The organism is Bradyrhizobium sp. KB893862 SZCCT0404 (assembly GCF_018130885.1).
GTDB classification, from domain to species: domain Bacteria; phylum Pseudomonadota; class Alphaproteobacteria; order Rhizobiales; family Xanthobacteraceae; genus Bradyrhizobium; species Bradyrhizobium stylosanthis.
In genome coordinates this window covers 804,529-828,005 of sequence record NZ_JAFCLT010000001.1, presented here as the reverse complement: position 1 = coordinate 828,005, position 23,477 = coordinate 804,529, and the positions used below count along the sequence as shown (strand labels likewise).

The 23,477-nt window shown below is 64.7% G+C and carries 22 protein-coding genes; 13 read left to right on the top strand and 9 right to left on the bottom strand.

The window, feature by feature from the left end:
• Positions 1–30 precede the first annotated feature (30 nt).
• Positions 31–273: a hypothetical protein gene (locus JQ617_RS04190; RefSeq protein ID WP_212024626.1), complete on the bottom strand. Its 243-nt coding sequence runs from the start codon at positions 271–273 to the stop codon at positions 31–33.
• Positions 274–520: 247 nt separating this feature from the next.
• Complete coding sequence (locus JQ617_RS39895; protein WP_232992230.1) at positions 521–664, bottom strand: hypothetical protein; 144 nt, start codon at positions 662–664, stop codon at positions 521–523.
• A 323-nt stretch (positions 665–987) separates the two neighbouring features.
• On the opposite strand from JQ617_RS39895, the gene topA reads away from it, so the two are divergent.
• Genes topA through JQ617_RS04165 form a run of 4 tightly spaced genes read left to right on the top strand, consistent with a single transcriptional unit; the run spans position 988 to position 7,332 of the window.
• A complete protein-coding gene (gene topA, locus JQ617_RS04180) occupies positions 988–3,735 on the top strand; it encodes a type I DNA topoisomerase (RefSeq protein WP_212024624.1) in 2,748 nt (915 codons plus the stop codon).
• A gap of 19 nt (positions 3,736–3,754) precedes the next feature.
• The gene (gene rnr, locus JQ617_RS04175) at positions 3,755–6,109 is read left to right on the top strand and encodes a ribonuclease R (protein ID WP_212024622.1); all 2,355 of its coding nucleotides are present in this window, start codon (positions 3,755–3,757) and stop codon (positions 6,107–6,109) included.
• A complete protein-coding gene (locus JQ617_RS04170) occupies positions 6,103–6,543 on the top strand; it encodes a DUF983 domain-containing protein (RefSeq protein WP_212024620.1) in 441 nt (146 codons plus the stop codon). The genes rnr and JQ617_RS04170 overlap by 7 nt, the downstream gene beginning before the upstream one ends.
• 39 nt (positions 6,544–6,582) lie before the next feature.
• A complete protein-coding gene (locus tag JQ617_RS04165) occupies positions 6,583–7,332 on the top strand; it encodes an NUDIX hydrolase (RefSeq protein ID WP_212024618.1) in 750 nt (249 codons plus the stop codon).
• A gap of 10 nt (positions 7,333–7,342) precedes the next feature.
• Here the strand turns inward: JQ617_RS04165 and JQ617_RS04160 are convergent, their stop codons facing one another.
• A complete protein-coding gene (locus tag JQ617_RS04160) occupies positions 7,343–7,894 on the bottom strand; it encodes a hypothetical protein (protein WP_212024616.1) in 552 nt (183 codons plus the stop codon).
• A 119-nt stretch (positions 7,895–8,013) separates the two neighbouring features.
• Between JQ617_RS04160 and JQ617_RS04155 the strand changes: the two genes are divergently transcribed.
• From JQ617_RS04155 to JQ617_RS04140, 4 genes are all read left to right on the top strand, one after another.
• Positions 8,014–9,351 carry an amidohydrolase gene (locus JQ617_RS04155; protein ID WP_212024614.1) on the top strand — a complete coding sequence of 446 codons (1,338 nt, stop codon included), beginning with the start codon at positions 8,014–8,016 and terminating at the stop codon, positions 9,349–9,351.
• Between the two features lie 183 nt (positions 9,352–9,534).
• Positions 9,535–10,860 carry an LLM class flavin-dependent oxidoreductase gene (locus JQ617_RS04150; protein WP_212025962.1) on the top strand — a complete coding sequence of 442 codons (1,326 nt, stop codon included), beginning with the start codon at positions 9,535–9,537 and terminating at the stop codon, positions 10,858–10,860.
• Between the two features lie 207 nt (positions 10,861–11,067).
• The gene (rpmG, locus tag JQ617_RS04145) at positions 11,068–11,235 is read left to right on the top strand and encodes a 50S ribosomal protein L33 (protein WP_057756569.1); all 168 of its coding nucleotides are present in this window, start codon (positions 11,068–11,070) and stop codon (positions 11,233–11,235) included.
• A 247-nt stretch (positions 11,236–11,482) separates the two neighbouring features.
• Positions 11,483–11,722 carry a hypothetical protein gene (locus JQ617_RS04140; protein WP_212024612.1) on the top strand — a complete coding sequence of 80 codons (240 nt, stop codon included), beginning with the start codon at positions 11,483–11,485 and terminating at the stop codon, positions 11,720–11,722.
• Positions 11,723–11,827: 105 nt separating this feature from the next.
• Here JQ617_RS04140 and JQ617_RS04135 read toward each other — a convergent pair whose 3' ends face one another.
• On the bottom strand, positions 11,828–12,073 hold the full coding sequence (locus JQ617_RS04135) for a hypothetical protein (protein ID WP_186467613.1): 246 nt from the start codon (positions 12,071–12,073) through the stop codon (positions 11,828–11,830).
• 82 nt (positions 12,074–12,155) lie between these two features.
• On the opposite strand from JQ617_RS04135, the gene JQ617_RS04130 reads away from it, so the two are divergent.
• From JQ617_RS04130 to JQ617_RS04120, 3 genes are all read left to right on the top strand, one after another.
• The gene (locus JQ617_RS04130; protein ID WP_212024610.1) at positions 12,156–12,485 is read left to right on the top strand and encodes a hypothetical protein; all 330 of its coding nucleotides are present in this window, start codon (positions 12,156–12,158) and stop codon (positions 12,483–12,485) included.
• Positions 12,486–13,082: 597 nt separating this feature from the next.
• The gene (locus JQ617_RS39890; protein ID WP_249156619.1) at positions 13,083–13,382 is read left to right on the top strand and encodes a hypothetical protein; all 300 of its coding nucleotides are present in this window, start codon (positions 13,083–13,085) and stop codon (positions 13,380–13,382) included.
• 531 nt (positions 13,383–13,913) lie between these two features.
• Positions 13,914–15,146, top strand: a complete 1,233-nt coding sequence (locus JQ617_RS04120) for an acyltransferase family protein (RefSeq protein ID WP_249156617.1) — start codon at positions 13,914–13,916, stop codon at positions 15,144–15,146.
• A 24-nt stretch (positions 15,147–15,170) separates the two neighbouring features.
• On the opposite strand, the gene JQ617_RS04115 is transcribed toward JQ617_RS04120, so the two are convergent.
• Positions 15,171–16,820, bottom strand: coding sequence for a winged helix-turn-helix domain-containing tetratricopeptide repeat protein (locus JQ617_RS04115; protein ID WP_212024604.1), 1,650 nt, complete (start codon positions 16,818–16,820; stop codon positions 15,171–15,173).
• A 538-nt stretch (positions 16,821–17,358) separates the two neighbouring features.
• Positions 17,359–18,042, bottom strand: coding sequence for a type 1 glutamine amidotransferase domain-containing protein (locus JQ617_RS04110; protein ID WP_212024602.1), 684 nt, complete (start codon positions 18,040–18,042; stop codon positions 17,359–17,361).
• 348 nt (positions 18,043–18,390) lie between these two features.
• Here JQ617_RS04110 and JQ617_RS04105 point away from each other — a divergent pair, with 348 nt between their 5' ends.
• Positions 18,391–19,308 (top strand): NADP-dependent oxidoreductase, encoded by a 918-nt coding sequence (locus tag JQ617_RS04105; protein ID WP_212024600.1) that lies wholly within the window; start codon positions 18,391–18,393, stop codon positions 19,306–19,308.
• Positions 19,309–19,383: 75 nt separating this feature from the next.
• Here JQ617_RS04105 and JQ617_RS04100 read toward each other — a convergent pair whose 3' ends face one another.
• A complete protein-coding gene (locus tag JQ617_RS04100; RefSeq protein WP_212024598.1) occupies positions 19,384–20,622 on the bottom strand; it encodes an MFS transporter in 1,239 nt (412 codons plus the stop codon).
• Positions 20,623–20,751: 129 nt separating this feature from the next.
• Between JQ617_RS04100 and JQ617_RS04095 the strand changes: the two genes are divergently transcribed.
• Complete coding sequence (locus tag JQ617_RS04095; RefSeq protein WP_212024596.1) at positions 20,752–21,357, top strand: TetR/AcrR family transcriptional regulator; 606 nt, start codon at positions 20,752–20,754, stop codon at positions 21,355–21,357.
• A 201-nt stretch (positions 21,358–21,558) separates the two neighbouring features.
• Here the strand turns inward: JQ617_RS04095 and JQ617_RS04090 are convergent, their stop codons facing one another.
• A complete protein-coding gene (locus JQ617_RS04090) occupies positions 21,559–22,932 on the bottom strand; it encodes a PleD family two-component system response regulator (protein WP_212024594.1) in 1,374 nt (457 codons plus the stop codon).
• 14 nt (positions 22,933–22,946) lie between these two features.
• Entirely contained in the window at positions 22,947–23,312 is a 366-nt protein-coding gene (locus JQ617_RS04085; protein ID WP_027553080.1) for a response regulator, read from the bottom strand.
• Positions 23,313–23,477: the final 165 nt, after the last annotated feature.

The following is a 23,477-nucleotide window of genomic DNA, read 5'->3' as shown; positions in this document are numbered from 1 at the left end:
TTCGGCCGGTTCAAAATGTGGCAGTGAGATCTACGATTGGGCGCCGGCAGCGTCCGGCAGCTCCTCGACATAATCCTGGCTTGCCGACGGCCCTTCGGCACCAGCCAGCTCGAAGCCGTGTTTCCGGCCCTCCGCGAGGCCCTGTGCGATCATGCGTACGACGATGTCGGTTTCATCGCTTGTCAGCCGCCGGAGCGAGGTCCAGGACTTCAGGATCTGGCGCGCGCGCCCGAGATCCGTCCCGACGAATGGAAGCGGCTTGATCGACATCATCGCAAACCTCCGGTTTCGCGAGAGCAAATCTACCACGGCAGCAACGCATGCAGGCATGCATTTTGGACGCCGAAGCGACATGCCCGATCGATCGACCGCATGCCCATTACCGCGCGTTCGCCCTTTGAGCGGAGATGACCCGTAGCCCGGATGGAGCAAAGCGTCATCCGGGATCTGTTCTCTCCTCGCTGCAAGTCGCCCCGGATGACGCTTCGCTTCATCCGGGCGACACGTGCGACACCGTCCGCTACGACAGCTTGCGCCGCGTCCGCAGCCGCAAATGCTCGTCGGCCTCGAGCTGCGTCATGCCCAGGAGATAATGCAGCACGTCCAGCTTGTGGCGCTCGGCGAGCTTGCGCATGGCGGCGACCTGCTCGGCGATGAAGGCCACGGCCTCGTCCGCCCCGCCTTCCCCGGGTTCCTCATTGCGCGAGCCTGCCGGCGCGCCTGCTGCAGCGCGCGCCCGTTTCTTTCCCGGCCTTGTCACCGTCCCCACCCCGAATCCATGCCCCGCGGAAACATTACGCCGATCGGGATCGCAACTCCAAGGTGGTAATTTGCAACTTTCTCGATATGAAACTTTTCCCATTCGGAGCGCTTTCAACACCCCTCGATTTGACAGGGACCGCCTCACCACCCATGTTCGGGTCGAAACGGCCGACCCGAGTCCTTTCGTTTTCGGCCCAAGATTTTCCCGTAAGTTACTGGAACTACATGAATATCGTCATTGTGGAGTCGCCGGCGAAAGCCAAGACGATCAACAAGTATTTGGGCTCGTCCTATGAGGTTCTGGCCTCGTTCGGCCATGTCCGCGACTTGCCCGCGAAGAACGGCTCCGTCGATCCCGACAGCAATTTCAAGATGATCTGGGAGGTCGACCCCAAGGCGGCCGGCCGGCTCAACGATATCGCCAAGTCCCTGAAGGGCGCCGACCGACTGATTCTGGCGACCGACCCTGATCGCGAGGGCGAGGCCATCTCCTGGCACGTTCTGGAGGTGATGAAGGAGAAGCGCGCGCTGAAGGATCAGAAGATCGAGCGCGTGGTGTTCAACGCCATCACCAAGCAGGCCGTCACCGACGCGATGAAGCATCCGCGCGAGATCGACGGTGCGCTGGTCGACGCCTACATGGCGCGCCGTGCGCTGGATTATCTGGTCGGCTTCACCCTCTCCCCCGTGCTGTGGCGCAAGCTGCCGGGCGCCCGCTCGGCCGGCCGCGTGCAGTCGGTGGCGCTGCGCCTCGTCTGCGACCGCGAGCTCGAGATCGAGAAGTTCGTGCCGCGCGAATATTGGTCGCTGATCGCGACCCTGCTCACCCCGCGCGGCGATGCCTTCGAGGCGCGTCTGGTCGGCGCCGACGGCAAGAAGATCCAGCGCCTCGACATCGGCACCGGCGCGGAAGCCGAAGACTTCAAGAAGGCGTTGGAGCTTGCCACCTACGCGGTCACCGCGGTCGACGCCAAGCCCGCCCGCCGCAATCCGCAGGCGCCGTTCACGACGTCGACCCTGCAGCAGGAAGCCAGCCGCAAATACGGTTTTGCCCCGGCGCACACCATGCGCATCGCCCAGCGCCTCTATGAAGGCATCGATATCGGCGGCGAGACCACCGGACTCATTACTTATATGCGTACCGACGGCGTGCAGATCGCCCCCGAGGCGATCACCCAGGCGCGCAAGGTGATCGGCGAGGATTACGGCAACGCCTACGTGCCGGATGCTCCGCGCCAGTACCAGGCCAAGGCCAAGAACGCCCAGGAAGCGCACGAAGCGATCCGTCCGACCGACCTCTCCCGCCGCCCCGACAGCATGAGCCGCAGGCTCGATTCCGATCAGGCCCGGCTCTACGAGCTGATCTGGAAGCGCACCATTGCGAGCCAGATGGAATCGGCCGAGCTCGAGCGCACCACCGTGGACATCACCGCCAAGGCCGGCGGCCGCACGCTGGAGCTGCGCGCCACCGGCCAGGTCGTCAAGTTCGACGGCTTCCTAGCGCTCTACCAGGAAGGCCGCGACGACGAGGAGGACGAAGACTCCCGCCGCCTGCCCGCGATGAGCCAGGGCGAGCCGATCAAGCGCGACTCGCTCTCCGTCACCCAGCATTTCACCGAGCCGCCGCCGCGCTTCTCGGAGGCGTCGCTCGTCAAGCGCATGGAAGAGCTCGGCATCGGCCGGCCCTCGACCTATGCCTCGATCCTCCAGGTCCTGAAGGACCGCGGCTACGTCAAGCTGGAGAAGAAGCGTCTGCACGGCGAGGACAAGGGCCGCGTCGTGGTCGCGTTCCTCGAGAGCTTCTTTGCCCGCTACGTCGAATACGATTTCACGGCCAGCCTCGAAGAGCAGCTCGACCGCATCTCCAACAACGAGATCTCCTGGCAGCAGGTGCTGAAGGATTTCTGGACCGGCTTCATCGGTGCCGTCGACGACATCAAGGACCTTCGCGTCGCGCAGGTGCTGGACGTGCTCGACGACATGCTGGGCCAGCACATCTATCCGCCGCGCGCGGATGGCGGCGACATCAGGCAGTGCCCGAGCTGCGGCACCGGCCGGCTGAATCTGAAGGCCGGCAAGTTCGGCGCCTTCGTCGGCTGCTCGAACTATCCGGAATGCCGCTACACCCGCCAGCTCGCTGCCGACAGCGAGCAGACGGCCGACCGTTCGCTCGGCCAGGATCCTGACACCGGTCGCGATGTCTGGGTGAAGGCCGGCCGCTTCGGCCCCTACATCCAGCTCGGCGAGCAGAAGGATTACGAGGAAGGCGAGAAGCCGAAGCGTGCAGGCATTCCGAAGGGCACCTCGCCCAGCGATGTCGAGCTCGAGCTTGCGCTGAAGCTGCTGTCGCTGCCGCGCGAGATCGGCAAGCATCCCGAGACCGGTCAGCCGATCACGGCAGGCCTCGGCCGCTTCGGGCCGTTCGTGAAGCATGAGAAGACCTATGCCAGCCTGGAAGCCGGCGACGAGGTCTTCGACATCGGCCTCAACCGCGCGGTCACGCTGATCGCCGAAAAGGTCGCCAAGGGCCCGAGCCGGCGCTTCGGCGCCGATCCCGGCAAGGCGATCGGCGATCATCCGACGCTCGGCACCGTCACCGTGAAGAGCGGCCGCTACGGCGCCTATGTCACGGCCGGCGGCGTCAACGCGACGATCCCCGCCGAGTTCGAGAAGGACGCCATCACGCTGCCGCAGGCGATCGCGCTGATCGACGAGCGCGCGGCCAAGGGCGGCGGCAAGGCCAAGGCGAAGAAGGCGGCGAAGCCCGCCAAGGCCAAGAAGGCTGCAGCGAAGGCCGCCGACGGCGAGGACGCTGCGCCGAAGAAGAAACCGGCCGCGAAGAAAGCTGCGGCTAAAACCAAATCCGAATCCACCAGCAAGGCGCGCGCCGCCGTGTCGTCGACCGCAAAGACGTCGCCGACCAAGGCCGCCACCGCCAAGGCTCCGGCCAAGAAGAGTGCCGGCAAGACTTAAGTGAAGAATTAGAGGTTAAGTGAAACGCAACAATGACCGTGGCTTTCCCGACCGGCAAGCCATCGTCGCCTTCATCAAGGCAAACCCTGGAAAGGTCGGAACCCGCGAAATTGCGCGCGAGTTCGGCCTGAAGAACGCCGATCGCGTCGAGCTCAAGCGCATGCTGCGCGAGCTCGCCGACGACGGGACCATCAAGAAAAAGCGCCACAAGGTGTCCGAACCGGACACGCTGCCGCCGACGCTGGTCGCCGACATCACCGGCCGAGACCGCGACGGCGAATTGATCGCCACGCCCACCGAATGGGACGAGGTCGAGAGCGGCGAGCCGCCGAAGATCATCATCGAGATGCCGCGCCGGCCCAAGCCCGGCACCGCCGCCGGCGTACGCGACCGCGTGCTGCTGCGCGTCGAGCGCACCGAGGATACCGAAGGACCGGCCTATCGCGGCCGCGTCATCAAGGTCTTCGACAAGACCAAGACCCGCCTCCTCGGCGTGTTCCGCAGCCTTCCCGAAGGCGGTGGACGGCTCGTCCCCGTCGACAAGAAGTCTGCCGATCGCGAATTGAACATCGCCCCCGCCGATACGAACGGCGCGCAGGACGGCGACCTCGTCAGCGTCGACATCGTCCGCACGCGCAGCTTCGGCCTCGCGTCCGGCCGGGTGAAAGAGAAGCTCGGCTCGGTCAAATCCGAGAAGGCGATCAGCCTGATCGCGATCTACGCCCATGACATCCCCCTGCAATTCTCCTCCGCAGCGGAGCGCGAGGCGGAAGCCGCAGAGCCGGCGAATCTGAGGGGACGCGAAGACTGGCGCGACGTCCCGCTGGTCACCATCGATCCGCCCGACGCCAAGGATCACGACGACGCGGTGCATGCGCAGCCCGACGACGACCCCAACAACAAGGGCGGTTTCATCGTCAACGTCGCCATTGCCGATGTCAGCTTCTATGTCCGCCCGGGCACCGCGCTCGACCGCGACGCGCTCGATCGCGGCAACTCGGTCTATTTCCCCGACCGCGTCGTGCCGATGCTGCCCGAGCGCATCTCCAACAATCTCTGCTCGCTGGTGCCGGGCGAGCCGCGCGGCGCGCTGGCGGTGCGCATGGTGCTCGGCCCCGACGGCCGCAAGCGCTCGCACAGCTTTCATCGCATCCTGATGCGCTCGGCCGCAAAGCTGAGCTACGCGCAGGCGCAGGCCGCGATCGACGGGCGTCCGGACGACACCACCGGGCCCCTGCTCGATCCGATCCTGAGGCCGCTCTATGCAGCCTATGCCTGCGCCAAGCGCGCCCGCGACGAGCGCGATCCGCTGAATCTCGACCTGCCCGAGCGCAAGATCCTGCTGAAGAGCGACGGCACGGTCGACCGCGTCGTCGTCCCCGAACGTCTCGATGCGCACAAGCTGATCGAGGAGTTCATGATCCTCGCCAACGTCGCGGCAGCCGAGATGCTGGAGAAGAAATCGCTCCCGCTGATCTACCGCGTCCATGACGAGCCGACGCTGGAGAAGGTCCACGCGCTCGCGGAGTTCCTGGAGACGCTCGACGTTCCCTTCGCCAAGTCAGGCGCGCTGCGACCCACCACGTTCAACCGCGTGCTGGCCCAGCTCGAGGGCCACGACTATTACCCGCTGGTGAGCGAGGTGGTGCTGCGCGCCCAGGCGCAGGCGGAATATTCCTCCGAGAATTACGGTCATTTCGGCCTGAACCTGCGCCGCTACGCGCATTTCACCTCGCCGATCCGCCGTTATGCCGATCTCGTCGTGCACCGCGCGCTGGTGCGCGCCCTCGGCCTCGGCGAAGGCGCCCTGCCCGACAGCGAGACGCCGGAAACCCTGAGCGAGGTCGCCGCGCATATTTCGCTGACCGAACGGCGCGCGATGAAGGCGGAGCGCGAGACCGTCGATCGCCTGATCGCCCATCACCTCGCCGACCGCATCGGCGCGAGCTTCCAGGGCCGCGTCTCCGGCGTCACCCGCGCCGGCCTGTTCGTCAAGCTGAGCGAGACCGGCGCCGACGGGTTGATCCCGATCCGATCCCTCGGCACGGAATATTTCAACTATGACGAGGGCCGTCACGCCCTGGTCGGCACCCGCAGCGGCACCATGTACCAGCTCGGCGACGTCGTCGACGTCCGCCTGATCGAAGCCGCTCCCATCGCAGGCGCGCTGCGCTTTGAATTGTTGTCCTCGGAGAGCGAGACCGCTCCACGCGACCGCAGGCGGCCCAATCCGCAACGCCGCCCCTCCTTCAAGGCCCATCCCGGACGCAGCCCGGACAGAAAACGCAAGCCGGAGAAGCAGAAGTCAGGCAAGGGAAAGAAGCAGAGAAAGAACAAGGGCAAAGGCAAGGGCAAGAAGGGCAAGGTGTGGTGACGATGAGCACGGCCCCGAAGATCTGGACGCGCGAGACCGGCCTCGTCGAGAAGCGCGACGTCTGGACGGCGATGAAGCGCGGCTTCTGCAGCCGCTGCCCGCGCTGCGGCGAGGGCAAGCTGTTCCGCGCGTTCCTGAAGACCGCCGACAATTGCTCGGTCTGCGGCCTCGATTTCACGCCGCACCGCGCCGACGATCTGCCAGCCTATCTCGTCATCGTCATCGTCGGCCACATCGTGGTGCCCACCATCCTCTGGATCGAGACCAATTACACCACGCCGGTCTGGCTCAGCTTCGCGGCCTATCTGCCCTTCACGTTCTTTGCCTCGCTCGGATTGCTGCAGCCGGTGAAGGGCGCCGTGGTCGGATTGCAATGGGCTCTGCGCATGCACGGCTTTGACGAGAACCCTCCGGATGGTATTCCGCCGGTGTAAGCAAATAATCAAAAATCAAAAAGCGTTTTGGGTGAGGACATGACGGACACGGCGCAGGCGGACGAAAAGGCAAAAATCCACGAGGGCAAGGAAGCCGACCATCATCCCTACTTCCGCCCGAAGGATGCGGCGACGCTGATCCTGGTCGATCGCAGCGGCGCGACCCCGAAGGTCCTGGTCGGCAAGCGCCACGACAAGGTGGTGTTCATGCCCGGAAAGTTCGTCTTCCCCGGCGGCCGCGTCGACAAGGACGACTATCGCGTGCCTGTTGCGGCGCCCGTCACCGCGGAGCTGGAAGCCAATCTTGCCAAGGGCAGCCCGAAGACGCCAGCCTCGCGCGCGAAGTCGCTGACGATCGCCGCGATCCGCGAGGCCTGCGAGGAGACCGGTCTCTGCCTCGGCCGCAGAGCTGAGGTAAAGGCGAAGCTCGAAGGCGCCTGGAAGCCGTTTGCGGATGCGGGCCTCCTGCCCGATCCCTCCAGCCTGTTCCTGATCGCACGTGCGATCACGCCGCCCGGCCGCGTCAAACGCTTCGACACCCGCTTCTTCACCGCCGATGCGTCCGCGATCACCCATCGCGTCGAGGGCGTGATCCATGCCGATGCCGAGCTGGTCGAGCTGGTCTGGGTCGAGCTCGGCTCGAAGCCGCTCGCCGATCTGCATCCGATGACGCGCAACGTGCTCAACGAGCTCGACACCCGCCTTGCCACCGGCCCGCTGCGCCACGACGCGCCGGTGCCGTTCTTCCATTTCTACGGCGGCAAGATGCAGAAGGATATTTTGAGCTGAGCTCGCGGGTTCAATCCGCGTCCGGCTCGGTGCCGACATAGTCGCGTGCCGGCAGCTTGAGCGCGCGACCGATCTCCTGCGCGAACGCGTTGGCCTCTTCACGCGTGTTGAAGCTGCTCAGCGCCACGGGCTCGGTGCCGCGCTTGCCGCAGAGGGCAACGTCGAAGGTCGACGGCGGATCCTCATCGGTAGCGCCCTGATCGGTGACACTGAGAAAGCTGAATTCGGTGAGCTTCCGCCGGCTGCGCACCCGCAGCGGACCACAGGCGCGGATCACGACGACCTCGGACATCAGCTTGTTGAGCTCGACGAAATAGCGGTAGGTCGCCAGCCAAAGGCCGGGAATCACGATCACGAGGCCGATCCCCGAAAAGACCAGGATCGGGACCAGATCGTCGGCAAGCCTGCCGAATCCCGCGAGATCATTGCGCACGCCGAGCGCAACGTTCCAGAGCAGATACGAGCCCGCCGCGAGGAACGGCAGCGACAGGATCCGGGCAATCCATTGCCCGGGCCACTCGACGCGGATCAAATTGCCGTCCACCGTCATTGCGCCGGCCATGAGAGGTCTCCTCGGGAGCGAAGGTCATGGCTTGGTCGGTGTGACGGACAGATTGGTTCGAAGAGACGCCCCGGATGTGCTACGTCTAGGAAAGTTCGCTTGAACGTTTGGAGGATGGGATGACGCGGTTCGTGAAGCCCCTGCTCGCTTCTATGGCACTATGCGGCCTGCTCGCCCCGCCTGCCCATGCCGACCTCGACGTCGCCAGATTGAAGCAGACGATCGAGACCTCCTTCGAGAGCGACTATCCGAAGCTCGACGCTCTCTACAAGGACATCCACGCCCATCCCGAGCTTGCCTTCCAGGAGGAGAAGACCGCGGCGAAGCTCGCCGCCGAGATGCGTGCGATAGGCTTCGAGGTCACCGAGCGCGTCGGCAAGACCGGCGTTGTGGCGATCTACAGGAACGGCGACGGTCCCACCATCATGGTCCGCACCGAGCTCGATGCGCTGCCGATGGAGGAGAAGACCGGCCTGCCCTATGCCAGCCGCGACAAGCAGGTCTGGCAGGGTCGCGAGACCTTTGTCGCCCATAGCTGCGGCCACGACATCCACATGGCGAGCTGGGTCGGTACGGCGAAGACCCTGGTCAGCCTCAAGGACCAGTGGCACGGCACGTTGATGTTCATCGCGCAGCCCGCCGAGGAAGAGGTCCGGGGCGCAAAGGCGATGATCGACGATGGCCTGTTCACCCGCTTTCCCAAGCCCGATGCGGGTTTTGCCCTGCACGACGGCAGTGGCGCCTACGGCTCCCTGACCTACAGGGTCGGGGCCGGATCGTCGAATGTCGACGGTCTCTTCATCAAATTCATTGGCCGCGGCGGACACGGAGCGATCCCGCAGGCGACCATCGATCCCGTGATGATGGCGTCGCGCTTTGTCGTCGACGTGCAGAGCGTGATCAGCCGCGAGAAGGACCCGACGGAATTCGGCCTTGTCACCATCGGCGCGATCCACGCCGGCACCGCCGGCAACATCATTCCCGACGAAGCCAGGCTGGTCGGCACGATCCGGAGCTTCAAGCCGCAGGTGCGCGCCAGGATGCTAGCCGGTATCGAGCGGACGGCAAAAGCGGTGGCGGCGATGGCGGATGCGCCGGCGCCCGAAATCCATCTCGACGAGGGCACCAAGGCAGTGATGAACGACGCCGCTGTCGTCGGCCAGGCCGAGCGAGTGCTGAAAGCGGCCTTCGGCGACAAGTTCAACATCAGCCCCGCGAGCACGACCAGCGAGGACTATTCGGAATACATCAACGCCGGCGTGCCTTCGATGTTCTTCAACATCGGCGTCTATGAGCCCGAGCGCGTCGCCGCCGCGCGCAACGGCAGCGGTCCGCCGCTTCCCGGCAACCACTCGCCGCAATTCGCCCCGGTACCGAAACCGACCATCCAGACCGGCGTCACCGCGATGACGCTCGCCGTGCTGAGCGCCTTCGACCAGAGGGCGCGGGGCCAGTAGCCCCTCGCGTCAACGTCTGCCTGATGGATTCCGGGCTCGCCGCTCCGCGAGGCCCCGGAATGACGCGAACGTGCTGAGAGTCGATCGAAAAACAAAAAATTCTTCCCGCCGCCCCCGATGGCGGAGTTCCCGCGCATGCCTATGTCTTCCCTCAACGACACCCAGAACGGACACGGGGCGGCGATGGCACAACGGCAACTCAAGCTTGGCGCGTTCATGCGCCCGATCAGCATCCACACCGGCGCCTGGCGCTATCCCGGGGCCTGGCCCGACGCCAATTTCAACTTCGGCCACATCAAGACGCTGATCCAAAAGCTCGAGGCCGGCAAGTTCGACGCCTTCTTCATGGCCGATCACCTCGCCGTGCTGAACATGCCGGTCAACGCGCTCAAGCGCAGCCACACCGTGACCTCGTTCGAGCCGTTTACGCTGCTCTCGGCGCTGTCGGCCGTCACCGAGCGGATCGGCCTGATCGCGACCGGCTCGACCACGTTCGACGAGCCCTACCACGTCGCCCGCCGCTTTGCCTCGCTCGACCATCTCAGCGGCGGCCGTGCAGGCTGGAACATCGTCACCACCTCGAACCCGGACGCGGCGCTCAACTTCGGCCTCGACGACCACATGGAGCACGCCGAGCGCTACAAGCGCGCCCGCGAGTTCTACGACGTCGTCACCGGCCTGTGGGATTCCTTCGCCGACGACGCCTTCGTGCGCGATGTCGAGAGCGGCCTGTTCTTCGATCCCGCCAAGATGCACACGCTCGACCACAACGGCAAATATCTGAAGGTGCGCGGTCCCCTCAACATCGCCCGCCCGGTGCAGGGCTGGCCGGTAATCGTGCAGGCCGGCGCATCGGACGACGGCAAGCAGCTCGCGGCCGAAACCGCGGAAGCCGTGTTCACCGGCGGCGGCAGCCTCGCCGACGGCCAGAAGCTCTACGCCGACATCAAGGGCCGCATGGAGAAGATCGGCCGCGATCCCGAGCACCTCAAGATCCTCCCCGGCGCCTTCGTCGTGGTCGGCGACAGCGTCGACGAGGCCAAGGAAAAGCGGGCGCTGCTCGACAGCCGCGTGCATTACGACAGCGCCATCGCCTCGCTGTCCGTCATCCTCGGCACCGATGCCTCCGGCTTCGATCCCGATGGTCCCCTGCCCGAGATCCCCGAGACCAATGCCAGCAAGAGCGGCCGCCAGCGCATGGTCGACCTCGCCAAGCGCGACAAGCTCACCGTGCGCCAGCTCGCCCAGCGCGTCGGCGGCTATGGCGGGTTGTCGTTCGTCGGCACGGCCAAGACCATCGCCGACCAGATGGAGGAATGGCTGGTCGGGCGCGGCTCCGACGGCTTCAACATCATGTTCCCGTTCCTGCCCGCCGGCCTCGACGATTTCGTCGACAAGGTGGTCCCGGAGCTGCAGAAGCGCGGGATTTTCCGGAAAGAGTACGAAGGGACCACTTTGAGGGAGAATCTGGGCCTGCCGCGGCCGAAAAACCGCTTCTTCGAGAGGTAAAAGGCCCGTTTCGGGCAGTTTCCACCGCCTGGAGCCCCGTTGGGGCTCTAGGTTGTTGTTTTTGACGCATTTTCTTGACGCGAACCGGTGCCCACTTCGCTGGAAAACGCTTCGAAACCTTGACATCAGGCGGTTTCTGGCTAGGTTGCCGGCCAACGCGGGCCGTTTGGCCGGCTCCAGATTCCCCAATTTTCTGAGGTTCAGAACATGGCCAAAGCGGTCACCATCAAGGTCAAGCTCGTGTCCTCGGCCGACACCGGCTTCTACTACGTCGCCAAGAAGAATTCGCGCACCATGACCGACAAGCTGGTCAAGAAGAAGTACGACCCGGTCGCGCGCAAGCACGTCGAATTCAAGGAAGCCAAGATCAAGTAAGATCGCGGCATACGCTGAAGACTTTTGCGGGGCCCTTTCGGGCCCCGTTTTATTTTGGCCCCTCCTCGCGTGTCCCGGACGCGCTGCAGCGTGCAACGCTTTGCGCAAAGCCGGGACCTGGAGAGCGACTCGGCAGGCTGCAAAGACGGGTCCCGCCGCACACCGCATTGGACGATGCTTCGCATCGAGCTGAGTTGACTCCTGCCGTCATCATCGGGGACGCTCGAGGTGCCCGGGGAATTTTCCGATGGAAGCCAGAACGTCGCTCGCTGCTCTGATCGCTGGCCTGGTGGGGTTCGCGCTTGGAGCAGCCACGCTGGGATTTGCAGCCTTGTGGATCGGTATCTCGTTTCTCGGTCACGCACCGGGCGGCATTCACAGCGATTGGGCTCTCGTCGTGTTCTTTGCAGCCCTGGTGTGCTTTGCAGTGGGCGGCGCCGCCGGAGCCAAAGGTGCCATCCGGCTAGCCAAATCCTTGCGCGGCTAGACGAATTGCCGCGACGGCCCTGATCGCAAGGACAGCCCTCTCCTGCCCGCCATCGCGCTGACGAGTTTATCGGCAGGCATCTCATCAACCGTCGGTTGCTCAACCTCAAATGTATGTTAGCGTGCCGTTACCGGCGCGGCATTTCCGCGCCGGATTTGGGAAGGACATGGTCATGAGATTGTCGCCAAGCCTTGTCGTGCCTTCAGCCATCGCCGCCTTGTCGACCGTCCTGCTGGTCGGCCCCGCCGCGTCGCAAATCAACGCGGGCTCCACCGACACGCTGCCTCCGGTCACCGTCGACGCGCCGAAGCCGGCGGCAAAACCATCTGCGCCGCAGCGCGCGGCAGGCACCGGCACATCCCGCCGGACATCGTCGGCAACTCAGACGACATCGTCGGCCGCCCGAACGCCGTCTTATGCGCCGGGATCGACCATGGCGAAGATCGCCAAGCTGGAGCGATCTGCAAGCAGCTGCAACGGCGGCTGCGAGACCAGCTTCAAGACCGGCAACGCCCCCTGGGTTGGCTGCAGCTATTCGGCGGGAATCAATTCGGTGGTCTCGTCAACCTGCACCGACACGCTCACCTACAAGACCTACGCGGAGTGCATGGACACCAAACTTTTCCTGGGCTGGATCACGCGAGAAGCGCGCTGGCATTGCAGCAGCCTGCTCGCCGGCGGGAAGCTGAAGGGGGAAAAGCTGACCACGTTGGTTGCTGAGAAGCGCGAGGTCGCCGAGCTCAAGCGATCGGCACGTCGCTAGCCCAGCACGACCAGATAGCGGGCCGTTTGCCCGCCTCTCCCGATGACCGTGGCAGCACGTCCCGGCACCTCGCGTGCCGGACGTGCTGCAGCTTGATAAGCGCTTTCGCGCGCGCCTTCGACACGCCGTGGCGTCGCCGCTCGACGAAGCGCTCAGGGACCGTTCGCACAGGCACTGCTTCACTGCACGCGCAATGACGGCGCCAGCAGCCAGCGTCATCCACTGTGACTTCGACGCCACGTTCATCGACAGACATCAACCCTTGGTTGCCCAGCTCCAAATGTATGTTAGCGTGCACTTACCGGCACGGCATTTCCGTCCCGGATCAGGAAGGACATGGTCATGAGATTGTCATCAAGCCTTGTCGTGCCTTCAACTGTCGCTGTTCTGTCAACCGTCCTGCTGTGCGCCCCGGCCGCATCGCAGATCCCAACCGGCTCCGCCGCCACACTTCCCCCCGTCACGGTCGACGCGCCGAAGCAGACGGCAAGGCCGCACGTGTCGGAGCGAGGAGCAACCACAACCGCGCCGCGCCGGACGGCGTCGACAACCCCAACATCAACCGCGCGGACGCCTTCGTATGCGCCGGGCTCACCCATGGCGCGGCTTGCCAGCCTGGAGAAGGTCGCCAGCAGCTGCAACGGTGGCTGTGCTTCAAGCTTCCGGCACGGCAATGAGCCCTGGATCGGCTGCAGCGAGTCGGGCGGCGGTCTGAACTACGGACCTTTCTCGCCAACGTGCCGGGACACCATCACTCATACGTCCTACGAGACTTGCGTCGAGACGAAAGTGTTCCTGGGCGAGAATCGAAACAGAGCCCACTGGTTCTGCAGCAGCCTCGCCGCCGGCAACAGGTTCAAGGTCGCCGACCTCAAGCGGCCGGCACGCTCTCGTTAGTTGTTTCTCTCCACACGCCTTCTGTTGCGGTCGAGCTTCAAACCCTCTCGTGTCCCGGACGCGGTGCAGCGCGCAGCGCTGCTCCGCAGAGCCGGGACCCAGGAGGCGACACGGCAGAATGCGGAGACATGGGCCCCGGCTCTGCAGCGCACCGTACCGGACGATGCTTCGCATCGCCGGGGACGCTGCGCTGCGTCCGGGGCATGAAACCCAAGCCAACGCACGAAGCTCTGTCCGCGCCGTCATTGCGGGAGCCCTTGCGACGAAGCAATCCAGAGTCCTTCCGCAGAGGCACTCTGGATTGCTTCGCTGCGCTCGCAATGACGGATGTTGCTGACAACTGGGGTCACTCTCGTCCCGGCTACGCCCGGGCTGCCGGCGCCCGGGGTGTGAGAGCTGGGGCCCACTCCACGATTGGCGCACCAGACACGGGCGAACCAAGTGTGACCCATGTCGCAGAGGCCGGCGGCAGGCTCCAATACCTCCAGCGGGATTGTTGCATGAACCTGGTCCATTCCCGTGAAGAGCCATTTGCCGCTGTTGGATCCGCTGCGCTTCGGAGCCGCGCTCGGAGTTGCCATTTTCCACCAGATGTTCTGGTCCTGGGCCTGGGCATCGATCGGCGTCCCCGGTTTCGAGCGCACCGTTGCAGCCGATTTGCTCTACCCCTCCGCTGCGCCTTTCACGTGGTTCGGCTGGGTCGGCGTTGAAATCTTCTTCGTCATTTCCGGCTTCGTGATCGCGAATTCCGCAAGCACATCCTCGCCCGGCGAGTTTCTGCTTGGCCGCGTGCTCAGGCTCTATCCGGCGGTCTGGGTCTGCGCCACCGCGACCTTCCTCGTCCTGCTGCTATTCGGCAGCGGACCGGCGTCCGAGATCATCCTGCCCTATATCCACGCCATGCTGATGGTGCCGAAGGGCGTCACCGGTCAGTGGCTCGACGAAGTCTATTGGACGCTGGCGGCCGAGACGGCGTTTTATGGGCTGGTGTTTTGCGCCATGCTCACGCGGAAGATCACGCTGCGGCACCTCGCCTTTGGTCTCACCATCTACAGCGCGGTGTTCAACGCCATCGCGCTGCTGGTCGCGTCATGCACGACGCCGTCCGACCTGCCCTTTCTCGTGATCCTGATGTTCCGCGTGCCGTGCTCGGCATTCCTGCTGACGCACGGCTGCTTCTTCGCGCTGGGGATCTGGCTGTTCATTTCCGCGAACAGGGAATTGACGGCGCTCGAACAGGTCGCCGTCGCCGTCACCTGCCTGTCGGGCGCCGCGGAGATCTACGTCTTCGCCTCGTTCTTCCTCACCTCCATCCCCGCCATCTCGGATCAATCGGCCCTGGTGCCGATCACCGTCTGGGCGACCGCGGTGCTCCTCGTCGCCCGTGCCGCAAAAAGGAACAGGCACCCTGCGCCCGTAGCTTCTCGCGAAGCACCGGCCTGGCTGAGGACGCTCGGACTGATCACCTACCCGCTCTATCTCACCCACAACGTCATCGGCTCTGCGATCATCCGTGCATTGGTCGAGGCGGGCCTCGATGCCTCTTCGGCGATATGGGTTGCGCTCGGCATGCTCGTGCTGGTCTGCTGGTTCATCTGTGCGAGGATCGAGCCGGCCGTCAGGTCAGCGCTGACGCAAACGCTGGCACATTTCGGCAAGCTGCCGAAGCGGCTGCCGGCATCGCGCCGCGCGGCGCTGGCCCGGGGCCTGGGACTGCGCCTTCCCCTGCCCGCCCCGATCAAGGTGAAGGTCGCCGCATCCTAGCCGGCGCGCGCAGTATTGCTGTCTTCAGCGACCGGTGACCCCGGCAACGGCCAGCCCTTCGGCGAACCGCTCGACGAAGCCCTGATCGTTGCAAAAGAACAGCTCCTGCCGCGCCGTCGCGATCTTGTAATCCGGCTTGCGCTGCAGCAGATCGACCGCTGCCGCATGGGCCTGCGCCTTGTCGCCGAGGTGGCCGAGGGACGCGGCCAGCGTGGCATAAGCACGATATGTGGCATTCGGCTGCCGCGTCGCCCTGCGGGCAAACTCGACGGCAATGTCGTATTCCCCGAGCGAGAAATGCGTCCACGAGCGCACGTGATGAAAGCTCCAGAGATGGCTGTCGCGGGGACTGAGCATTGTCGCGCGATCAAGCAGCGCTTCGGCCTCGATCTCCCGCCCGCACCACAAAAGGTTGAACCCTTGCGCAAAATACCCTTGCGCGAAACTCGGATTGAGCTCCAGCGAGGTGTCGATGGCGGCCAGCGCCTCGTCGTTCCGACGCGTCAGGCAGAGCGCTCGCCCGAGCGCGCAATGACAGAAGCAATCGAGCTCGTCGAGCGTCACGGCGAGACGGGACTGGCGCAGCGCCGTTTCCAGCCGCCCGGGCCGGATCTTCGGATCATCATAGAGCGCGCGCTGGATATTGACGTAGGCCAGCGCACCATGACCACGCGCGAAGCCGGGATCTGCCGCGATCGCACGCTGGAAATATTCCTCGGCCAGGTCGAATCCCGGCGTGGTGAACCGCCAGAGATTCCATAGCCCGCGCTGGTAGCAGTCCCACGCATCCAGACTTTCGGGCGCCTTTCGCGCGGCGAGTTGCTGCTCGACCTTCGACAGTTCGGGTTCGATGGTGGCGGCGATCTGCTTGGCCATCTCCTCCTGGATATCGAAGATGTTCTCGAGCTGAAGCTCGTACTTGTCGGACCAAAGCTGCATCCCGTCCGCGGCCCGGGTCAGCTCTGCCGTGATCCGCACGACATCGCGGCTCTTGCGAACGCTGCCGGACATGACATAGCTCACGCCGAGTTGCGCACCGACGTCGCGCGCGTCGACCACCCGCCCCTGAAACCCGATCGTCGAGTGGCGCGAGATCACGGAAAGCCAGCGGTTGCGGGCGAGCAGCCGGATGATGTCTTCCGTCAATCCATAGCTGAAATATTCGTTCTCCGGATCGTTCGACATGTTCGTGAACGGCAGCACCGCGATGAACGAACGCGCGTTGGCCTCTGCCTTGACCGATTCCGAAACGACGTCGTCGAGATGCGACACGTCGGTGGAGAGCGATGCCTGTTTCGGAACGTCGATCGTCGCGCGCTGCTCCGGTGCAAGCCGGATCGCTTCGGCGTCGGAGCCGCCGATCGCATGCACCTGGGCGACGAACCGAAAGCCGCGCCTGTGCAGCGTCCTGATGAAGAGCTGATCGGTTCCGTTGTCGCCGAGCACGCGCCGCGCGCCGTTGATGCGGCTGGAAAAAGCCGCTTCGGAAATGATGCGGCCATGCCACACGATGTCGATGAGCTCGTCCTTGCTCACCACCCGCTCGTGGTTGCGCACCAGATGAACGATGAGATCGAAGACCTGAGGTTCAATATGGACAGGCGTCCCCTCACGTCGAAGCTCTTGCTGGCTTAGATCGACCTCGAAATCCGAAAAACGGTATTTAACTACCATTATCACTTTCCTAGCGAGGCTGACCGCATATGGCGGCCGTCGTCGAAACAATCTCCAACTCAGGGAAAAACCAATGTGTCCTGAAGGACTCCGTCAAGCGCGAGGGATCGGTCGAGTTTAGAGATCGGTCAATCGCCGTTCAACCGGAGATGCCACATGGTCCGTGCGTCCGATCGTCTGCACCGCTATTGCGCCGGATGGTTTGCCGTCTTGGCACATCGCGGTTCCGTGCAAGCGCTTGCATCCCTCCCGTCCGCGACGCGTCCGAGCTTGCGGAAGAAGGTTCTCCTGCTGGCGGCCCGCCTGAGGCGTCTGTTCAATACGTGGGCTGCAGCGTCGCTCGCGCATCAGGCCGCAACAGCTGCCGGACAACTGCCGGCATCGCGCGGGATCTCTGCTGCCGCGGCGCGATCGACCCGTGCGGCGCAAGGCGGCGTTCAACGAGCACCGCCATGATCGGATGCATGCTCTCAGGCTACGTCGCTGGGGCGTGAGTGATCGCGTTTCAGACCGTCAATCCGAAGCGCGCCCGAAGGCATCAGCCTGCAGCGGCAGCCCGTTCGAGGGCCGTCAACAGTTCCTTCGCCAGCGGTCCCGCCGATGCCGGGTTCTGGCCGGTGATGAGGCGGCCATCAACAACGACATGAGGTTGCCAGTTGGATGCAGACGAGTACTCGGCACCCTCTGCCCTCAAAGCATCCTCAAGTTCGTAGGGCACGTCATCGCGGGCGTAGTCGTACTCTTCCTTTGTCGAGAACGACGTGAGCTTCTTGCCGCGCACGAACGGCGTGCCATCCCCGAGATCCACGCCGAGAAGGGAGCACGGACCATGACAAACAGCGCTCACGAGCTTGCCCGTGCTCCACGCGCGCACGACGGCCTTCTGCACGTCGGCGTTTCGCGCGATGTCGACCATCGGCCCGAGGCCGCCGGGCACCAGGATCGCATCGTAGTCCGCGGCGTCGACTTCGGACAATTTGCGGCTGTGATTGAGCCGACGAAAAGCCTTGCTCTCGAGAAACGCCTTCTGGGCCGGGTCTTTCTCGTCATATGCGTCGTAGGGCGTCCATCCGCCGGCAGGTGATGCGAATTCCACCGCGATTCCCGCCTTGTCGAGCACGTCGAAAGGATGGGCGACTTCCGCAAAGAAGAAGCCGGTCTTGCGACTGTGCGGACCGATCACGGCTGCGTTGGTGACGATGAACAGAACATGCTGGGTCACGTTGGATCCTCGATTTGAAGAGGCGTTCAGGAATTCGGTTCCAAGCGTTTCCGCCATGAGCGCCCGGCGCGCGATACGCGAACGTAGCTAGCACCGCAGTCGGCCCAATGGTGGTTAAATGCGGTAAATGGGGAATATCCGGCAAGCGCCTTCAGCTCGCAGCCCATCGCGCCTGGTACATGCGCAATTTGCAATCTTGGTACTGTTCTATGGCCGGGCGCAGCGCATTTATCCGCTAGTACCAGCGACCGGAGCGATCCCGATCCGCCAGTCTTGCGGGAGGCCCGGCCGGTGCAGACGGCGCCGATCGCTGGGCCCAACCAGATCAGGATCGAGGAGATAATTCCCATGAAGGCAATCGTTGTCACGGAACAGGCTGCGGGAACGGGCGGAATGAAGCTGGTGGACCGGCCCGAGCCGCAAGCAGCGATCAACGACGTCATTGTCCAGGTTCACGCGTCGGGATTCGTCCCGACCGAGCTGACGTGGCCTTCGACCTGGACCGATCGCGTCGAGCGTGATCGAACACCGTCGATCCCTGGACACGAGCTGGCCGGAGTGGTCACGGCTCTCGGATATGGCACGACCGGGCTCTCGGTGGGACAGCGGGTGTTCGGGCTTGCGGATTGGTATCGCGATGGCACGCTGGCCGAGTATGTGGCGATCGAGGCCCGCAATCTCGCGCCGCTGCCTGGTGACGTTGACTTCACGGTGGGCGCGAGCCTGCCGGTCTCTGGCCTGACCGCATGGCAAGGGCTGTTCCAGCACGGCCGCCTGCAGGCGGGGCAACGCGTGCTCGCACACGGCGCGGCGGGCGCCGTCGGTTCGATGGTGACGCAGCTCGCACGAGAAGCCGGTGCCTACGTCATCGGCTCCGGTCGCGCCTCCGACCGTCAGACGGTGCTCGACTTCGGGGCGAAGGAATTCGTCGACCTCGACAACGACGCCCTTGAAGACGTCGGCAAGGTCGATCTGGTGTTCGATGTCATCGGCGGTGACATCCAGAAGCGGTCCGCAGCACTGATCCGAGCCGGAGGAACATTGGTCACCATCGTCGGGCCGGCCGAGGCGCAGCCATCCAATGGACTGGCTCTCGATTTTGTCGTCGAGGCAGATCGTTCCCAGCTAAGTGAGATCGTCCAGCGCGTGCGGGACGGCCGACTGCGGACGAACATCGGCAAGGTCTCCACCTTCGACGATGCGGTCGCCGCCTTAAATCCGAGCGGCCGGCGCAAGGGAAATACGATCATCCGCGTTCGTCCCTGAAGCAGAAGCTATCGGGCACAGGAGGCACACCGTCGTCGGCTCCCCTCCGGCAGATACTCGTGAACGACCTCCCGCCTACGCCGCCTTCAACACCGGCGTCGGCGGTTGCGACGGCCGGATCAGCGCGAACGCGACCTGGATGATGCCGCCGGCCAGCCCAAGCGCGACGCCGATGCGCCAGGCCATGGTGTAGGAGCCGAGCGCGTCGTAGAGCACCCCGCCGCCGTAGGCGCCGAGGAAGCTGCCGATCTGGTGGCTCATGAAGGCAAGGCCCTGGATCATCGCCTGCCAGCGCAGGCCGAACATCTCGGCGACGGCGCCGGCGACCAGCGGGCCGACGCCCATCCAGAGGAAGCCCATGATCGCGCCGAACAAGAGAGTCGAGAATGGCGTCGCCGGCAGCGTGAAGTACCAGGCGAGCGCGATCGAGCGCAGGATGTAGATGCCGCCGAGCAGCGCCAGCTTGTTCCAGCGCTGGCCGGCCCAGCCGAAGAACAGCGAGCCCAGCACGTTGAAGCCGCCGATCATGCCGAGTGTCTGCGCGCTGAGCATCGGATCGAGGCCGCAGATCGCAAGGTAGGACGGCAGATGCGTGGTGAGGAACACGAGCTGCATGCCGCAGACGAGATAGGCGCAGGTCATCACCACGAAGGAGGCATTGCCGAACGCGGTCTTCGCCGCCGTCGCGGCCGTGGCATCGCCGATGTCGTCGGCGGCCGGCTTCGGCAGCGGGATCTTGTCGATGCGCCCTGCATACCAGGCCGCGGGGATCATCAGCACCGACATGACGACGAAGCCGGCAAGACCGAAGCGCCAGCCAAAGCCTTCGTTGAGGATCTGCCCAATCGGGGCCGACAGCAGCGCGCCGAGCGAGCCGGCGCCGGAAACGATGCCGAGTACGGTGGAGCGCACCGTCTCAGGCACAGCGCGCGCCGCCACCGACATCGCGATCGCGGCCGCCGTGCAGGCCAGCGACGTCCCGATCAGAATGCCCGCGCCGATCATGATGCTGAGCAGGCCGTTGGCGGTCGCCATCAGCGCCAGGCCTGCGATATACATCAGCGCGCCCACGATCATGATCGGGCGGAAGCCGTAGCGCACGGTGAGCGCGCCTGCGGGCGGCTGCAGGAAGCCCCAGGCGAGGTTCTGGACGGCCAGCGCCAGCGTGAAATCCGAGATCGAGATGTGGATGTCGTGCGTCAGCGGCTGCATGAAGATGCCGAGACTCTGCCGCAGCCCCATGCTCAGCGTCAGCATGATCGAGGCGCCGATCAGGATCGGCAAGGTCGGACGCAGGACCTGCAACAGGGGCATGTTTATCTCCCTCGGCGGCGCGGCACGCGTGCCGTCGTCTGCAATATCGGTTGATTTTGGTTACACAGACCTGTGTACTTAGGCTATGAAAGGCCGGTACTGTCAAGCCAACAGGATGCGCGCTATCGCATGGCTCCCCCGCCCGCCCCACAGACGATGAAAGAGCGGATCCTCGAGACCGCCGACAAGCTGTTCTATCTGCAGGGCATTCGCGCCATCGGTGTCGATACCATCGCGGCCGAGATCGGCATCTCCAAGCGCACGCTCTACAACCACTTCCCGTCCAAGGACGCGCTGATCGCGGCCTATCTCGAGCGCCGCTTCGTGCACGCCGGCCCCTCCGACAAGCCGCCGGCCGAGCAGATTCTCGCCACTTTCGATTCGCTGGAGCGCCGCTTTGCGGCGAAGGATTTTCGCGGCTGCCCGTTCGTCAATGCGGTCGCCGAGCTCGGCCCATCCGACCGCGCCGTGAAGAAGATCGCCATCGCCTTCAAGGAAAGCCGCCGCGTCTGGTTTCGCGACCGCCTCACCGAGCTCGGCGTTGCCGACGCCGATGCGCTCGCCACCCAGCTCGTGCTGCTGGTCGACGGCTCGATCGCCCAGGACTTGGTGCGCGACGATCCCGCAATGGCGCGCGCGGCGAAGGAAGCGGCGACGGTGCTGCTGCGGAATGCGGGGGTGGATGTGGGTGGTGGTGTGGAGCCGGTGAAGGGCAAGCGGCCGCGGCAAAAATAGTGTCGACGACGACTGAGGGCGTGGCAACAGCATTCGTCCCACGCAGCGCCGACCCTGCCAAAATGCTCCTGTTTTGCCCGACAAGTCAAACCGCGCACTCCGCCTGCGCACCCTTCCCTGCCACCGGCATAACCCGTTGATCCCGCTGGCGCCGGCTACTGTGCATGGGGTTGTTTTCGAACTTTTGGGTCGCGAGCAGCCTCACGCCGCGTGCGAGACCACCCGGTTGCGGCCGTCGTGCTTGGCCCGGTACAGCGCGGTGTCGGCGCGCTTGAGGACGTCGCCGACCGCCTCGCCCTTCTGCTCCAGCGTGGTGAGGCCGATCGAGATGGTGACCTCGATGCGCTTGGCGCCCTTGTGGATCGCAAAGGGCTCGCCCGCGATCGAGCGGCGCAGGCGCTCGGCGACCATGCCGGCGACGTGCAGATCGGTCTCCGGCATCACGATGACGAACTCCTCGCCGCCGTAGCGGCACGCAAGGTCAATGCCGCGGATCGATTTGCGCACGCGCACCGCGAACTCGCGCAGCACGTCGTCGCCGGCGTCGTGGCCGTAATTGTCATTGATCGACTTGAAGTAGTCGATGTCGAGGATCATCAGCGCCAGCGGCTTGCCGCGGGTCGCGGCCTGCTCGGCCAGCGTTGCCAGATGGCTCTCCATGTAGCGGCGATTGTGCAGGCCGGTCAGCGCGTCCGTGATCGCCATCTCGATCGAGTTCTGCACGTTGTCGCGCAGGTGATCGGTGTAGCGGCGGCGGCGGATCTGGGTGCGGGCGCGCGCCAGCAGCTCGATCTTGTCGACGGGGCGCAGCAAATAGTCGTTGACCCCGATCTCGAGGCCGCGGAGCAGCCGCGTCGAGTTCTCGGGGTCGGCGATGGCGAGGATCGGCACGTGGCGCGTCCGCTCCAGCGAGCGCGCCTGGCTGCACAGGCGCAGGCCGTCGAAATTGTTGAGGTCGAGCGAGACGATCAGCAGGTCGTAATTGCCCTCGGCGGCGTGGAACAACGCCTCCGTCGGGTTCGGCTCGACGTCGATGGTGTGCTCGGCGGCGAGGATCGTCGCCAGCCGCTCATAGGAGGACTCGCGGTCGTCGACCAGGAGGATGCGGCCGCCCTTGCCGGTGTCGGCCACGGCGCTGCGCTCGGGCGCCTGCATGCCGATCTCGAGCGAGGTGATGGCGCGCATGCGCAGCTCATCGGTCATCATCTTCAGCCGCGTCAGCGAGCGCACACGCGCGATCAGCACGACGTCGGAGACGGGTTTGGTGAGGAAATCGTCGGCGCCGGCTTCGAGGCCGCGATTGCGGTCGGCGGGGCTGTCGAGCGCGGTGACCATCACGACGGGGATGTGGTGCGTCGCCGGATCGGTCTTCAGGCGGCGGCAGACTTCGAAACCGTCCATGTCGGGCATCATCACGTCGAGCAGGATGATGTCGCATTCGGCGCGGCGTGCCAGCGCCAGCGCCTCGGTGCCGTTCGAAGCGGTCATCACGTCGAAATATTCGGCGGACAGGCGGGCTTCGAGGAGTTTGACGTTGGCAGGAACGTCATCGACAACCAGGATACGCGCGGACACTTTGCACTCACTTCCTATCCGATGAAACGCCGGACCGTCTCAATGAATTTGCCGACCGAGATCGGCTTGGACAAATAGGCCTCGCAGCCGCCCTCGCGGATGCGCTCTTCGTCGCCCTTCATCGCGAACGCCGTGACCGCGACGACGGGAATGGTGCGCAGCTCCGGATCGTCCTTGATCCAGCGCGTCACCTCGAGGCCTGAGACCTGCGGCAGCTGGATGTCCATCAGCACGAGGTCGGGCCGCATCTTGCGCACGAGGTCGAGCGCCTCGTAGCCGTTGCTGGTGCCGGAGGTCTGGTAGCCGTGGGCCTCCAACAGGTCGCGGAAGAGCTTCATGTTGAGCTCGTTGTCTTCCACGATCAGGACGGTCTTAGCCATCCCGTCCTCCTGATTGGCACGAAGCCGGATACATGTGACGCCTCAGGCGCCGCTTTCCGGCGCTTCGAAAACTGGATTCAAACTAGCCTCAGATTCGCTCTAGTTTCGTTAAACCCGAGGGGCCACTTTCTGCGACGTGGTTTCCAGTTGCTTGCCCCGGGCCGG